Origin of the sequence: Eubacterium sp. An11, from assembly GCF_002161065.1 — a bacterium.
Taxonomy (GTDB): domain Bacteria; phylum Bacillota; class Clostridia; order Lachnospirales; family Lachnospiraceae; genus Anaerobutyricum; species Anaerobutyricum faecale.
Window position 1 is genome coordinate 92,290 of record NZ_NFLV01000012.1, and the last position, 13,151, is coordinate 105,440.

At 51.3% G+C, this 13,151-nt stretch carries 16 protein-coding genes; 15 read left to right on the plus strand and 1 reads right to left on the minus strand.

Annotated features, from left to right (window positions below; all coding sequences use genetic code 11):
- Positions 1-49 precede the first annotated feature (49 nt).
- From B5E53_RS10890 to B5E53_RS10960, 15 genes are all read left to right on the plus strand, one after another.
- The gene (locus B5E53_RS10890; protein WP_087314928.1) at positions 50-1,216 is read left to right on the plus strand and encodes an iron-containing alcohol dehydrogenase; all 1,167 of its coding nucleotides are present in this window, start codon (positions 50-52) and stop codon (positions 1,214-1,216) included.
- Positions 1,209-1,886, plus strand: a complete 678-nt coding sequence (locus B5E53_RS10895) for a flavodoxin (RefSeq protein WP_242963635.1) — start codon at positions 1,209-1,211, stop codon at positions 1,884-1,886. The genes B5E53_RS10890 and B5E53_RS10895 overlap by 8 nt, the downstream gene beginning before the upstream one ends.
- A gap of 22 nt (positions 1,887-1,908) precedes the next feature.
- Positions 1,909-3,315 (plus strand): alpha/beta hydrolase, encoded by a 1,407-nt coding sequence (locus B5E53_RS10900; RefSeq protein ID WP_087314930.1) that lies wholly within the window; start codon positions 1,909-1,911, stop codon positions 3,313-3,315.
- Positions 3,316-3,405: 90 nt separating this feature from the next.
- Positions 3,406-4,773: an MATE family efflux transporter gene (locus B5E53_RS10905; protein WP_087314932.1), complete on the plus strand. Its 1,368-nt coding sequence runs from the start codon at positions 3,406-3,408 to the stop codon at positions 4,771-4,773.
- Positions 4,774-4,866: 93 nt separating this feature from the next.
- Positions 4,867-5,925, plus strand: coding sequence for an aldo/keto reductase (locus B5E53_RS10910; protein WP_242963636.1), 1,059 nt, complete (start codon positions 4,867-4,869; stop codon positions 5,923-5,925).
- A gap of 12 nt (positions 5,926-5,937) precedes the next feature.
- Positions 5,938-6,276, plus strand: a complete 339-nt coding sequence (locus tag B5E53_RS10915; protein ID WP_275532678.1) for a nuclear transport factor 2 family protein — start codon at positions 5,938-5,940, stop codon at positions 6,274-6,276.
- Between the two features lie 75 nt (positions 6,277-6,351).
- Positions 6,352-7,197 (plus strand): aldo/keto reductase, encoded by an 846-nt coding sequence (locus B5E53_RS10920; RefSeq protein ID WP_087314936.1) that lies wholly within the window; start codon positions 6,352-6,354, stop codon positions 7,195-7,197.
- A 13-nt stretch (positions 7,198-7,210) separates the two neighbouring features.
- Positions 7,211-7,768, plus strand: a complete 558-nt coding sequence (locus tag B5E53_RS10925; RefSeq protein ID WP_087314938.1) for a flavin reductase — start codon at positions 7,211-7,213, stop codon at positions 7,766-7,768.
- 13 nt (positions 7,769-7,781) lie between these two features.
- Positions 7,782-7,994 (plus strand): hypothetical protein, encoded by a 213-nt coding sequence (locus B5E53_RS20140; protein WP_343215638.1) that lies wholly within the window; start codon positions 7,782-7,784, stop codon positions 7,992-7,994.
- A gap of 208 nt (positions 7,995-8,202) precedes the next feature.
- A complete protein-coding gene (locus tag B5E53_RS10935) occupies positions 8,203-8,526 on the plus strand; it encodes a carboxymuconolactone decarboxylase family protein (RefSeq protein WP_087314941.1) in 324 nt (107 codons plus the stop codon).
- The gene (locus tag B5E53_RS10940) at positions 8,513-9,241 is read left to right on the plus strand and encodes a RibD family protein (protein ID WP_087314943.1); all 729 of its coding nucleotides are present in this window, start codon (positions 8,513-8,515) and stop codon (positions 9,239-9,241) included. Before B5E53_RS10935 ends, B5E53_RS10940 begins: the two co-directional genes overlap by 14 nt.
- 196 nt (positions 9,242-9,437) lie before the next feature.
- Complete coding sequence (locus tag B5E53_RS10945) at positions 9,438-10,292, plus strand: aldo/keto reductase (RefSeq protein ID WP_087314945.1); 855 nt, start codon at positions 9,438-9,440, stop codon at positions 10,290-10,292.
- Between the two features lie 17 nt (positions 10,293-10,309).
- A complete protein-coding gene (locus B5E53_RS10950) occupies positions 10,310-11,206 on the plus strand; it encodes a prolyl oligopeptidase family serine peptidase (protein WP_242963637.1) in 897 nt (298 codons plus the stop codon).
- Complete coding sequence (locus tag B5E53_RS10955; RefSeq protein WP_087314947.1) at positions 11,203-11,832, plus strand: flavodoxin family protein; 630 nt, start codon at positions 11,203-11,205, stop codon at positions 11,830-11,832. Before B5E53_RS10950 ends, B5E53_RS10955 begins: the two co-directional genes overlap by 4 nt.
- 30 nt (positions 11,833-11,862) lie before the next feature.
- Positions 11,863-12,558, plus strand: a complete 696-nt coding sequence (locus tag B5E53_RS10960; RefSeq protein WP_087314949.1) for a DUF4405 domain-containing protein — start codon at positions 11,863-11,865, stop codon at positions 12,556-12,558.
- 378 nt (positions 12,559-12,936) lie between these two features.
- Here B5E53_RS10960 and B5E53_RS10965 read toward each other — a convergent pair.
- On the minus strand, positions 12,937-13,151 hold a 215-nt coding region (locus B5E53_RS10965; RefSeq protein WP_140401484.1), incomplete at its 5' end, for an integrase core domain-containing protein.

A 13,151-nucleotide genomic window follows, 5' to 3' on the forward strand; every position in this document is an offset into this window, starting at 1 on the left:
GCATCCCGTTGATATAGTATAAAACATTTTACAGAAAGGAAGCATTGTTATGAACAACTTTATTTTTCAAAACGCCACGAAGGTTTATTTTGGCAAAGGCTGTGTAAAAGAGTATCTGGCTTGCCTGACAAAAAACGCCAATACCATTTTGCTTGCCTATGGCGGTGGCAGCATCAAGAGAAATGGTGTCTATGATGAGATCACCGGCATTCTGAAGGAAGCGGGCAAGACCATTGTAGAGTTCTCCGGAATCATGTCCAACCCCACCTACGCCAAAGTGCAGGAGGGGGCAAAGCTGGCCCGCGAGAACCACGCAGATATGATCCTGGCTGTGGGCGGCGGCAGCGCCATGGACTGCTGCAAGGCCGTGTCTTTGGCAACCCGGTATGACGGAGACATCTGGGATGATTTTTGGGCACAGCCCGGTGTCATCGACTTTGAGCCGCTGCCCCTGGGTGTTGTGGTCACAGTGGCGGGCACCGGCAGCGAGTGCAACGGCGGGGCCGTGATTACCAACGAGGAAAAGAAGGTCAAGACCGGACGGGATTATCCAGCCCTTAATCCCCGCTTTGCCCTAATGGACCCCGCCTATACGTTCTCTGTACCGAAAAAGCAGATGGCCTCCGGCAGCTTTGACATCCTGAGCCACATTATGGAGACCTATTTCAGTGAGCCCAATGAGGACAATGTTTCCGACGACATCATGGAGGCGCTGATGGAGAGCGTTATCCGTAACCTGCGCATTGCGATGGAAAATCCGGAGGATTACACAGCTCGGTCTAATCTGATGTGGGATTCTACCATGGCGGAAAACCGGCTTATCAAGATGGGAAAAAAGTGCGACTTTGAGTGCCACAACATGGAACATCAGCTTGGAGCCTATACCAACTGCAACCATGGCTGCGGCCTGGCGGTAATCCATCCGGTTTATTACCGCCATGTGTATAAAGAGGGCCTGCCTAAATTTGTTCGGTTTGCCGAAAATGTATGGGGCATCGCCCGTGACGGGAAAACGGATGAGGAGCTGGCTCTGACCGGTATTGACGCGCTGGCTGATTTTATCAAGGCGCTTGGCTTACCTACCACGCTCAAAGAACTGGGTGTGGACAAGGCACAGCTTAAAGAAATCGCAGATTCCTGCGGGATCTCCCAGGGCAGTTACAAACCCATGACCCACGAGGAAATTCTGGAAATCTTCCAGGAATGCTATGAATAAAAACGAAACCATCAAGAAAGGAACGATCAACATGAAAAAATTAACAGCTCTGTTTTTAAGCCTTGCAATGGTCCTGAGCCTGGCCGCCTGCGGCACCAATGCATCCAATGAGACCAGCGCAGCACCGGAATCCACAGGGAACACGGAAGAACCTTCTTCCCAGCCGGAAACGGAAGGCGAGGCAGGAGGGACTTTGGTCGTCTATTATTCGGCTACCGGAAACACGGAGCAGGTGGCAAACTATATTGCCAATATTACCGGTGGCGATTTATTTGAGCTGGAACCGGTAGAGCCTTACACCAGCGATGATCTGGATTGGACCAACGACAATAGCCGTGTTTCCCAGGAATACTATGATGAAAGCCTGCGAGATGTGGAACTGGTGGCAGATACCGTAGAAAATTGGGACAGCTATGACACCATATTCATCGGTTATCCGATCTGGTGGGGCATTGCTGCCTGGCCGACGGATGGCTTTGTAGAGGCCAATGATTTCACAGGTAAGACCGTGATCCCCTTCTGCACCTCTTCCAGCTCTGGTCTGGGTGAAAGCGGGCAGCTGTTGGCGGAACTGGCTGGTACAGGAGACTGGCAGGAAGGGATGCGTTTCCGTTCCAGCGCCAGCGAAGCGGATGTACAGGAATGGCTGGATAGCCTGAATCTGTCCTGATGATCGGAAGGAGGTGCGCCGGATGAAAAGAGTTTTAGCTTTGATATTGGCGGTCATGCTGAGTCTCTGTCTGGCCGCCTGCCAGCATGAAGATAGCGGGCATTTTGCCTTAACTGTGGAGGATAACACATCCCAAGAAGAACAAAACGGCAGCGCAAAGGAGCAAAATGAAACAGTGGAGAATCCGAACATTTTGGTGGCCTATGATCCGGTGCAGCAGCCGGTTGCAAAGGCTGCCGCGTGGATCGCCCAGGAACTTTCCGCTGACCTTGTAGAAATAGGGAATGACAATGATCTGCAAGCGGATCAGTATGAATTTGTCTTGTTAGGTTTTTCCTCTCAGGATGGTCGTTTATCCACTGCGGTCGAGGATTTTCTGGAACGGTTTGATTTTGGAGCCCGTACTATTTATCCTTTTGTTCTGGATGAATCAGCGGATTCTGCCTCTGTTACCAATGCTGTATCCCTCTACTCTGCTATCTCCCAGTTGGAGCCTGGCGCACTGATGGGAAACGATGCCCTGATTTTCACAGCGGATACACCTCAGGAGGACATCACCGCCTGGGCAGGAGGATTGCCCCTGACCAGCAGAGAACCTGTCCCACAGACCGGTGATGGAAATACTGTGGCTACTGCTACTGTCACGCCGGATCTACAACAAGTGCTCTATCTGTGGGGCGAGGGCAATGATCCTGCACAGACGGAATACACCGTCAATAACGGCGGCTATTCCGATGATCCAGACTTCCGGCCTTATCTTACCAGTTACCCAGTGCCAGAGGGAACGCAGGTCAAGGGCGCTGTGCTCATCTGCCCTGGCGGCGCATTCCAGTTCCGAAGTGACCAGCCAGAAGGAGTCGATGTGGCCGAAGCCCTCAGTGAGAGGGGCTATCAGAGTTTTGTAGTGGATTACCGGCTGCGGCCCTACACCCAGCAGGAGGGGGCGTTGGATCTGGCAAGGGCTGTACGCTTTGTTCGTTCTCATGCGGAGGAATATGGCATTGACCCACAGGACATCGCCGTAATGGGTTTTTCAGCGGGCGGAATTTTAAGCGGTGAAATGCTGCTTCACTTTGATGGGGATGTAAGTCCATCTGTTCTGGACCCACAGTATCAGCCGGATGAACTGGACAGCGTTTCTGCTGATGCGGCGGCCTGCGGTATGATCTATTCGTTCTATGGCCGTCTGAGTGTGGGTACCACCGATGTGGAGCTGCTGCGCTCCGGGGATCTGCCGCCTACTTTCTACTGCTATGGCACCCGCGACCCGTTCTATGAACAGTTTTTAGCCAACGCCGATGCAGTGGAGGAAGCGGGCGTAGAAGTGGAGCGTCTGCAGCTTGATGGGATGCCCCACGGATTTGGAGCCAGCGGCGATTGGGTTCCGGGTTACGACCAGTGGCTTGGCGCTGTGTTCGCAGAAAACTGACAAACCAGAGCGGCTTATCCCGCCTGTTTATCATACCGGCAGGCTCCGACCTTTTGGGCGGGGTCTGCCTTTCTCTTTTGAAAGGAAGCGATGGACGCAATGGAAGAAGATGCGGAAAAATATTTATTTGAAAAAATGCCGGTGCCCAAAGCGGTAGCGACCCTGGCGGTTCCGACCATCATCAGCCAGATCGTTACCATGATCTACAACCTGGCGGACACCTTTTTTGTGGGACAGATCGGCGACCCGCTGATGGTGGCCGCCGTTTCGCTGGTATCACCCTGGTTCAATCTGCTGACCGCCTTGGGGAACCTGTTCGGCTTGGGCGGCAGCAGCCTGATCTCCCGGATGATGGGGGCACAAAACCACAAGGACATCAAATATGTGTCGGCATTCAGCATTTGGGGCGGTGCGGCGGTAACGCTTCTCTTTTCCCTGGGCACCTGGTTCGCCCGCGTCCCCCTGCTGGATTTTCTGGGAGCCAGCCCGGATACCTATGGTTATGCGCAGGATTATCTGTTGTGGGTAGTCGTACTGGGCGGTGTGCCCACCATGGTGAGCCTGGCGCTGGGCCATTTGCTTCGGAGTGAGGGTCATGCGAAACAGGCCAGTGCCGGCATGATGTTCGGCGGTATCCTCAATGTGGTGCTCGACCCGGTTTTCATCTTTGCATTTCATTTGGATGTGGCCGGAGCTGCTATCGCCACAGCGCTGTCCAATACCGCTTCCGTGGTATTCTTTGTCATCCAGTACATACGGCTGAAGGACAAAACGGCGGTTTCCCTGAATCCCCGGCACTTTACCTTCCGCTTCGTGCGTCCCATCTTTTCTGTAGGCCTGGCGTCTGCTTTGGCTACCGCATTGGGAAACGCCTCCAACATGGTGATGGTCCATCTGGCCTCCGGCTACGGCGACATCCCCGTAGCGGCCTACGGCGTGGTGAAACGTATCGACCAGTTCCCGCTGAATGTTTCCATGGGGCTGTGCCAGGGCTTTATGCCGCTGGTGGGATATAACTTTGCTTCCGGAGATTACGGGCGGATGCGTAAAGTGTCCACTTTTTCCTGGAAGGTTGCCCTGGTGATGTCTGCCTGCTTTATTGCCTGCTTTGCCGCCTTTGCGCCGCAGATTCTGCATCTGTTTATCCCGGAAGCACAGACCAGCACCCTGGGCGCTTCCTTCCTGCGCATCGCCTGCCTTGCGGTGCCGCTGACCAGCGTCAATTTCCTTATTAGTTATACACTGCAAGCCATGGGAAAAGGCGTACAGTCCGCAATCCTTACTTCCTGCCGTCAAGGGGCGCTCAATATCCCGCTACTGATCGTGATGAACCTGATTTTCGGCTTGTACGGCATGATTTGGACTCAGCTTGTGGTGGAGGTCATTATGCTGCCGGTTTCACTTGGGATCTACTTCCACACTTTCCGAGGGTTGAAGGCTGGAGAAAAAGGAGCATAAACCTTTGAGTTTCAACTGCATAACAAACGGAGACTTCTTGTTTCCACTGTACCACATTACAATATAGATAAAGGAAAGAAAGAGGTGCACAAGATGGAAACACGCATTTTAGGAAAAGATTTAACGGTTTCCGCCGTCGGCCTTGGCTGCATGGGCTTTTCCCATGCCTACGGCGCGCCGACAGACGAAAAAGAAACCATCCGCCTGCTGCGCCGGGCGTTCGATCTGGGATATACGTTTTTTGATACGGCAGAGGTTTACGGTACGCCGGATGATCCGCATATCAACGAAGCCCTGGTGGGAAAAGCCCTTGCCCCGGTGCGGGATCAGGCTGTCATCGCCACAAAGTTTGGCCTACGGTTTGACTTTGAAAGCGGCAAGGTACCTGTTCCCCTGATTCCGGACTCCCGTCCGGAGACGATCCGCAGATCGGTGGAGGGTTCTCTGAAGCGGCTTGGTACCGACCATATTGACCTGTATTTCCAGCACCGCATCGACCCTGATGTGGAGCCGGAGACGGTTGCGGGCGTGATGTCGGATTTAATCAAAGAAGGCAAGATCACCCATTGGGGCATTTCGGAAGCAAACGAAGATTACCTGTGCCGCGCAAATACGGTTTGTCCTGTGACCGCGGTGCAGAACCGTTATTCCATGATGGCACGCCATTATGAGAACCTGTTCCCCGTGCTGGAGGAGCTTGGAGTCGGACTGGTAGCTTTTTCTCCCATGGCGAACGGCTTCCTCACCGGAAAATATGGAAAGGGACAGATGTTTGACCCGAAAACCGATTACCGCGCGGCTATGCCGCAATTTACCGATGAGGCTGTGGAGCAGAATGCCGCATTGTTGAAGTTGCTTCATGATATGGCAGCGGAGAAAAATGCAACGCCTGCGCAGATTTCCATGGCGTGGATGCTCTGTAAGAAGCCCTGGATTGTCCCGATACCCGGAACGCGGAAGGAAGAACGGATGGCGGAAAACGCCGGTGCCACCATGATCAAACTGTCGTCCGCCGAGGTCGATGCGCTTGACAAGGCTTTGGATGCTATGGAAATGTCCGCCGTGTTTGGGGGAACTCCTGTTTCTCATCATGTGGCAGGAAGATATTCAGTAAATGAAGGAGTGAAGAATAATGGCTCACATGAAAGATGAACTGCTTACATTATACAGAAATTTTGGGACGCCATGGAACACGCCGATGAGGCCGGGATGCGTGACTGCGCGGACTCTGAATGCAATTTCATTCACATAGGCGTCACCTGCAAACTGGACAAGGAGATTGGGTTTTACACCAGCGGGGCCTTCCAGCCCACGGACATCACCTTCCACGGCAAAACAGCGGAGGTGTTCGGCAGTACCGGCGTAGTGCTCACCGACTGTGACTACAGCCTGCTGCTGGACGGGAAGGAAACCACCCACCACTTTATGGTGACGGAGGTCTATGCCCAGGGAGAAACGGCCTGGAAATTGGTCACTTTCTCTTTTACAGCGCTGGTGTATTAAAATACCGGCTGACTATTTTGGCAACGCGCCGCCTATGGCGGCAGAAACAAAAACATTTTTAAGGAGGATTTTCAAATGGAATACGCAACACTCAACAACGGTATCAAAATGCCCATGGCCGGGATCGGCACCTTTTTGCTCACCCCTGACGAGGCTGAGGCTTCTGTGCTCTCCGCCCTCCAGTGCGGTTACCGATTGATTGATACGGCAAACGCCTATGTGAACGAGAAGGCCGTGGGCCGGGCCATGAAACGCTCCGGCCTAAAGCGGGAAGAAATCTTTCTGGAAACAAAGCTGTGGCCCAGCTTCTATGAGCAGGGGGACGCGGTAGAAAAAACGCTGCAGCGTCTGGATACGGATTACATCGACCTGCTTCTCATTCACCAGCCTGCGGGCAATTATGTGGCAGGTTACCGCCTTATGGAAAAGGCATATAAAGAGGGCAAGGTAAAGGCCATCGGGCTCTCCAACTTCAACGAGAAGCAGATTCAGGAGATCTTGGATATTTGTGAAGTGAAGCCCGCAGTTCTTCAGACAGAAGTGCATCCCTATTCTCAGGAAAAGAAGCTGAAGGAGTTCCTGGATAAAGAAGGCATCGTCATCCAGGCATGGTATCCTCTGGGCCATGGGGACAAAGCATTGCAGCAGGAGCCGTTGTTCACGGAACTGGGCAAAAAGTATGGCAAGAGCAATGCCCAGGTTATCCTGCGCTGGCACATTCAGGATGGCAATATCGTGATCCCCGGCTCTAAAAATCCGGCTCATATCAAGGACAATTTCGACCTGTTTGATTTTGCGCTGACGGATGATGAAATGGCAAAAATCACCGCCTTGGACAAGCAGAAGCGTTATTACACCAGCACACCGGAAATGCTGAAAAAGTATGTGGAAATGGTGCCGCCTGTAGACGAGCAGAAATAAGGAGGGATTTGCAATGCGTAAGAATTTTGGAACAAAATCATGGTTTTATCCGCTCCCGGTGCTTATTATCGGCACCTACGATGAAAACGGTGCGCCAAACGCTATGAACGCCGCCTGGGGCGGCCTCTATGATGCCGATAAGGTGGTGCTGTGCCTGAGCGCCGGCCACAAGACCACAAAGAACATCCAGGCAAAAGGTGCCTTTACGGTCAGCTTTGCTGACGCTGCCCATATCATCCCCGCAGATTATGTGGGAATGGCATCCGCCAATAACGAACCGAAAAAGATGGAGAAATCCGGTTTCCATACTACAAAGAGCGAGTTTGTGGACGCTCCTCTTATTGATGAGCTGCCGGTGGTGCTGGAGTGTAAATTCCTGAAAGTGAACGAGGATGGCAATATCATCGGCAAAATCGTGAACGTGAGCATTGACGAAAGCGCACTGAGCAGCGAGGGAAAACTGGATATGGGCAAATTTCATCCAATTTCTTTTGAACCCGCAAACAATGGTTATCATGTGCTGGGTGAGCGTGTGGGCAATGCGTTCAGCGATGGCGGCAAGTTGAAATAAGGGGGCGAATGATATGAGCAAGGAATTTCAAAATCTGTTCCCACAGGGCGATCCCAACACAGTAGCCGGACAGTATTTCAGCGGAGCCAGCTATCTCTGCCCTTTAAGCGACATGGGCGTTTCTGTCGCCAATGTCACCTTTGAGCCGGCCTGCCGGAACAACTGGCATATCCACCATGGCGGCGGACAGATCCTGCTTTGTACAGCAGGACGCGGATACTATTAGGAATGGGGCAAGCCCGCCGAAGAACTGCACCCCGGCGATGTAGTCAACATCCCGCCGGAAGTAAAGCACTGGCACGGAGCCGCTCCGGACAGTTGGTTTGCCCATGTGGCGATTTCCGTTCCAGGGTCTAAAGCGGAGTGGCTGGAACCTGTGGATGAAGCGGAATATACGAAACTGAAATAAATTTGTGCGAAAGGAATGGATCAGTATGGATAAAGTAACAGCAGGCAGAGATGCCATGAGTAAATTTGCTCCCAAATTTGCGGAACTCAACGATGATGTCCTTTTTGGAGAGGTCTGGTCGCGGGAAGATAAGCTCTCGCCCCGTGACCGCAGCTTGATCACGGTATCCGCTCTGGTGGCCAGCGGGATTCTGGATACTTCGCTTCTCCATCATATCGAACGGGCGAAGGCAAACGGCGTGACCGCCACGGAAATGAGCGAGGCCCTGACCCAGCTTGCATTTTACGCCGGATGGCCCAAGGCATGGGCCGCCCTGCGGATGGCGAAGGACGTCTATGGAGAAGAATAATATGGAGCGGCCTTTTGTTGTGTGCCATATGCTCGCTTCCCTGGACGGGAAAATTGACGGGGCTTTCTTCGGTGCGCCGGAGGCAGCTCCGGCACTCAAAGCCTATGGCGAGCTGCGGAATTTTTATGGCTGTCAGGCCACCCTGTACGGCACAACTACCATGCTGGGCGGTTATGCCGACGGACGGGTCGGCGCGCTTTCTGCCGGTAATGTTTTACCACCCAAAAAGGACTGGGTGAATCCCACGGTAAAAGCTCTGGGTAATTTCATTGTATCCGTGGACCCTGTGGGAGAACTGGCGTTTTCCTCCTCCGCCATTGGGAAGAAGGGACGCCCTGCCGCCCATGTGATCGAGGCACTGACTGAGCAGGCGTCGCCGGCATATCTCGCTTATCTACAAAAGCAAGGGGTCTCCTATGTGTTCGCAGGGAAAGACCGGCTGGACTGCCCCCTTCTTTTACAGAAACTGCGTAATTTATTTGACATAGAGAAGCTGATGGTGGCGGGCGGCGGCACCGTCAACTGGTCGTTTCTCGCTGCGGGGCTGATCGACGAACTGAGCCTGGTCATTGCCCCAGTGGCAGACGGTGGAACCGAATCGGTTTCTATCTTTGAACAGTCGGAGTTTTTACCACATAGTGGCCCTGTGGCGTTTCATCTCACAGAGGCAAAGGCTATGAATGAAGATGTGCTGTGGCTCAGGTATAACCGATGATAGATTATAGAAAAGGTGTCGGAAACTTCCGGCACCTTTTTGCATATAAAGCATAAACCTTTCGGTTAAAACTGCGTAACCAATCGAGACTTCTGTAACCTCGTCAGAGCCTTTACAATAGAATCAGAAATAAGAAAGTTTCTCTTGGCAGAGTCCAGAGAAGTGCTACGAATCTACGGAAAGGAAGTCATAGATTATGGAATATGTAACATTAAATAACGGAGTCAAAATGCCGAAGCTGGGGTACGGAGTTTTCCAAGTTGCTAATGAAGAATGTGAGCGCTGTGTACAGGATGCCATTTCGGTAGGTTACCGCTCCATTGATACAGCCCAGTCCTATGGAAACGAGGAGGCAGTAGGCAACGCCATCCAGAAATGTGATGTCCCCAGAGAGGAATTGTTCCTCACTACAAAGATCTGGATGTCCAACGCCAGCTACGAAAAAGCGAAGGCATCCATTGACAAATCCCTGCAGAAGCTGAAAACCGATTACATTGACCTGATGCTGATCCATCAGCCCTTTGGCGATTACTACGGCGCATATCGCGCTATGGAGGAAGCATATAAGGCGGGAAAGCTCAAGGCCATTGGTGTGTCAAATTTTTATCCTGATCGGCTCATCGACCTGTGCCAGTTCGCTGAGATCAAGCCCATGGTAAACCAGGTGGAGACCCATGTGTTCCAGCAGCAGCAAACCGCTCATGCGTATATGAAAAAATACTGCGTGCAGCACGAAGCCTGGGGGCCCTTTGCGGAAGGCAAAAAAAGCTGCTTTACCAATCCGGTGCTTATAGGGATTGGAGAAAAATATGGCAAAACTGCCGCGCAGACAGCCCTGCGGTTCCTGATTCAGTCCGATGTAGTGGTGATCCCTAAATCCACCCATAAAGAACGGATGGAACAGAACCTGGATGTATTCGATTTTGTCCTCAGCGATGCTGAAATGAACGCTATCCGTGAACTGGACGAAGGAAAGAGCCTGTTTTTTGACCACTACAACCCTGCCACAGTGGAAATGCTGACCAATATGGGCAAAACACGGATCGTTTAAAAGGGGAGCGTGAGCAAATGCAACTGAGAAAAGGATATATGCTCTTTTTCTTGATATTGTGTGTAGTTCTGGTCCTTGCGGCTTTTACCGGCTGTGCAGTCTCCTTTGATACTGTGCAGCCGGAAGCGACGGTGCCGTCCGCACTGGTGGAAAGCGATACTTCTTCCGAAGAAGATGTACAATCTGCGGAAACAGGAATCATCCCAGAACAGGTTCTGGAAGGAGAAACCGGAACCATCCATTACAGCTACTATCTCCCGGAAAGTTATGACCCACAAAAGAAATATCCGTTGATGATGGTTATGCCGGGATATGACATGATGTGGTTCGGAGAAGAATCCTCCGGCTCCAATTTGAACTGGGCTGGCTTCTTGTGCTGGACAGAGCTCCCGGAGGAGATGATTGTTGTTTCAGCCCAGCTTACCGATTGGCACGAAACATCAGCCCGGCAGGCCATTGAGCTAACAGAATACTTTATGGACCACTTTTCTGTAGATCAGAGCCGTATTTATGCGGCCGGTTACTCCGCAGGCGGAGAAACCATGTCACAGGCAGTAGCCATGCGTCCGGACCTTTACGCGGCCTATCTGCATGGAGCGTCCCAGTGGGACGGGGACTATGCTCCTGTTGTCCAAAACGGCGTGGCAGTGTATATCTTTATGGCTGAGCATGATGAGTATTACGGATCGGAAAGGGCAAGAAGCGACTATAACAGTCTCCATGATGCTTACATTGCGGCCGGATGGAGCGAGGGACAGATCGGCGAAATTTTGCAAATCCAGATGCCGGATGACGAATGGTTTGCAGACCGCGGCATTACCGGTAACTACCATGGCGGCGGAAACGTAGTGTTTGAGGAAAAGGATATTTTAAACTGGATCTTGTCGCATAGCAAGGAGGAAATCGAATCATGAAGGTATTACTGGTAAACGGCAGCCCTCATCGGGAGGGCTGCACCTATACGGCGCTGTGTACGGTGTCAGAGGCGCTTAATCAGAACGGGATTGATACCGATATTTTCTGGATTGGGAATAAGCCTCTTTCCGGATGTGTCGCCTGCCACAAGTGCAATGATCTGTGCCATTGCGTGTTTCAAGACACGGTGAACGAATTTTTATCACTGGCAGAGGATTATGATGGCTTTGTATTCGGCACACCGGTTCACTGGGCGGGAGCATCCGGCGCACTCACTTCCTTTTTGGATCGCGCTTTTTATGCAGATTTGAATGGAGGCGGCGGACGCTTCTACCTGAAGCCTGCGGCGGTGGTCATGTCGGCCAGACGGGCCGGAACCACGGCTGCCTGGGATCAGGTCAATAAATATTTTGGCCTGATGCAGATGCCGATTATCACCTCACGCTATTGGAACATGGTACACGGAACCACCCCGGATGAGGTGCTGCAGGATCGGGAGGGCATTTACACCTTGCGAACCCTTGGCCATAATATGGCTTATTTTCTTAAGTGTAAGGAAGTCGGCAGCAAACTGGTGCCGCTGCCCCCACAGGAAACGCCGGAACGAACAAATTTCATCAAATAAAATAAAATTGGAGAACAGGAGGTCAGACCAATGAGGCCAAAAATGATTGGAAAAATCACAGTGGATCTTGGCATGACCATCCTTCTGATGCTGCTTATGGCCTTTGAACTGATCGGCAGAACGGCTCATGAGTGGATCGGGGCCGGGATGTTCGTGCTGTTTATCGTCCATCATATCTTAAATCGAAAGTGGACGGAAAATCTATTTCATGGTCGATACACACCATATCGTATCTTGCAGACTGTGAGCGCAGGTCTGGTTTTCCTTGCAATGATAGGGCTTATGGTCAGCGCAGTATTAATCTCTCGCGAGGTGTTCAAATTTCTGCCGATCAGCGGCGGTCGCAGCTTGGGGAGGACGCTGCATATGCTTTGCGCCTATTGGGGATTCTTCCTGTTCTCTTTTCACCTGGGTCTTCATTGGAATATGATTTTGGGAATGGCACGAAAGCTTCGAGGAAAGCCGTCAAAACTGAGAGTATGTAGTATCCGTGCAGCAGGGCTTCTGATTGCAGCCTATGGTGTGTATGCCCTGATCCACCGAAAGATTCTAACCTACCTGTTTTTACAGACACCATTTGTTTTTTTTGATTTTGATGAGCCGATCATTTTCTTCTTTGGCGATTATATTGCTATCATGGAATTGATGATTTGGACAGGACATTATCTTTCTAAATCATTAACGCATCGTATAAAAAGTAGGTGTGATAGGAGCAATCACATATAGAAGCACAAGGAACATCCTTGTCATTCAGGTCAATCTGCCTTGTGCGGATTGACCTTTTCTGTGTTTTGCGGAGAAAATCATTGGCTCTTTCTTTATAATAGACTAGTTCACCGAAAAAAACGGTGTTTCGGTGGGCGGTTGTCCCATGTCTGATTACATCTATTTCCTCTAAACCCGTTTAAAGTTTGGAGAGATTTGTTGTGGTCAAGCATGTTTGTAACATTTGTGGCTAAAAATATATTGGATTGCTGCTTGGATCATGCAGGAGTCTCCAGGGTATGTAAAAGCTGCTTTGCACTGCCTTTGGCAGCTACCTCCTTGACATACGTGAAAGGTTCCTGCCAAAGAGTAGCCAAGCAATCCAATCCGGTTATCGCATTATGCAATTCTAGCCTGGTAGGGCGTTAAATAACCATTGAAACTATGAGGACGTACATGATTGTATTCCACATATGCAAATTCCTCTACCGCTTGATACAGGGATTCCTCGGTATCATATTCGTATAGGTAAATGCGTTCGTTTTTCAAAGTGTTGAAATATCGTTCCATAGGGGCATTATCATACGGATACTCCGCTTTGCTCATACTTTGTG

What these genes read in the sequence shown, in the direction of transcription:
- B5E53_RS10890 (WP_087314928.1), top strand. Translation starts at nt 50, where the DNA reads ATGAACAACTTTATTTTTCAAAACGCCACGAAGGTTTATTTTGGCAAA.
- B5E53_RS10925 (WP_087314938.1), top strand. Translation starts at nt 7,211, where the DNA reads ATGCGTAAGAATTTTGGAACAAAATCATGGTTTTATCCGCTCCCGGTG.
- B5E53_RS10960 (WP_087314949.1), top strand. Translation starts at nt 11,863, where the DNA reads ATGAGGCCAAAAATGATTGGAAAAATCACAGTGGATCTTGGCATGACC.
- B5E53_RS10910 (WP_242963636.1), top strand. Translation starts at nt 4,867, where the DNA reads ATGGAAACACGCATTTTAGGAAAAGATTTAACGGTTTCCGCCGTCGGC.
- B5E53_RS10945 (WP_087314945.1), top strand. Translation starts at nt 9,438, where the DNA reads ATGGAATATGTAACATTAAATAACGGAGTCAAAATGCCGAAGCTGGGG.
- B5E53_RS20140 (WP_343215638.1), top strand. Translation starts at nt 7,782, where the DNA reads ATGAGCAAGGAATTTCAAAATCTGTTCCCACAGGGCGATCCCAACACA.
- B5E53_RS10900 (WP_087314930.1), top strand. Translation starts at nt 1,909, where the DNA reads ATGAAAAGAGTTTTAGCTTTGATATTGGCGGTCATGCTGAGTCTCTGT.
- B5E53_RS10895 (WP_242963635.1), top strand. Translation starts at nt 1,209, where the DNA reads ATGAATAAAAACGAAACCATCAAGAAAGGAACGATCAACATGAAAAAA.
- B5E53_RS10955 (WP_087314947.1), top strand. Translation starts at nt 11,203, where the DNA reads ATGAAGGTATTACTGGTAAACGGCAGCCCTCATCGGGAGGGCTGCACC.
- B5E53_RS10920 (WP_087314936.1), top strand. Translation starts at nt 6,352, where the DNA reads ATGGAATACGCAACACTCAACAACGGTATCAAAATGCCCATGGCCGGG.
- B5E53_RS10950 (WP_242963637.1), top strand. Translation starts at nt 10,310, where the DNA reads ATGCAACTGAGAAAAGGATATATGCTCTTTTTCTTGATATTGTGTGTA.
- B5E53_RS10935 (WP_087314941.1), top strand. Translation starts at nt 8,203, where the DNA reads ATGGATAAAGTAACAGCAGGCAGAGATGCCATGAGTAAATTTGCTCCC.
- B5E53_RS10905 (WP_087314932.1), top strand. Translation starts at nt 3,406, where the DNA reads ATGGACGCAATGGAAGAAGATGCGGAAAAATATTTATTTGAAAAAATG.
- B5E53_RS10940 (WP_087314943.1), top strand. Translation starts at nt 8,513, where the DNA reads ATGGAGAAGAATAATATGGAGCGGCCTTTTGTTGTGTGCCATATGCTC.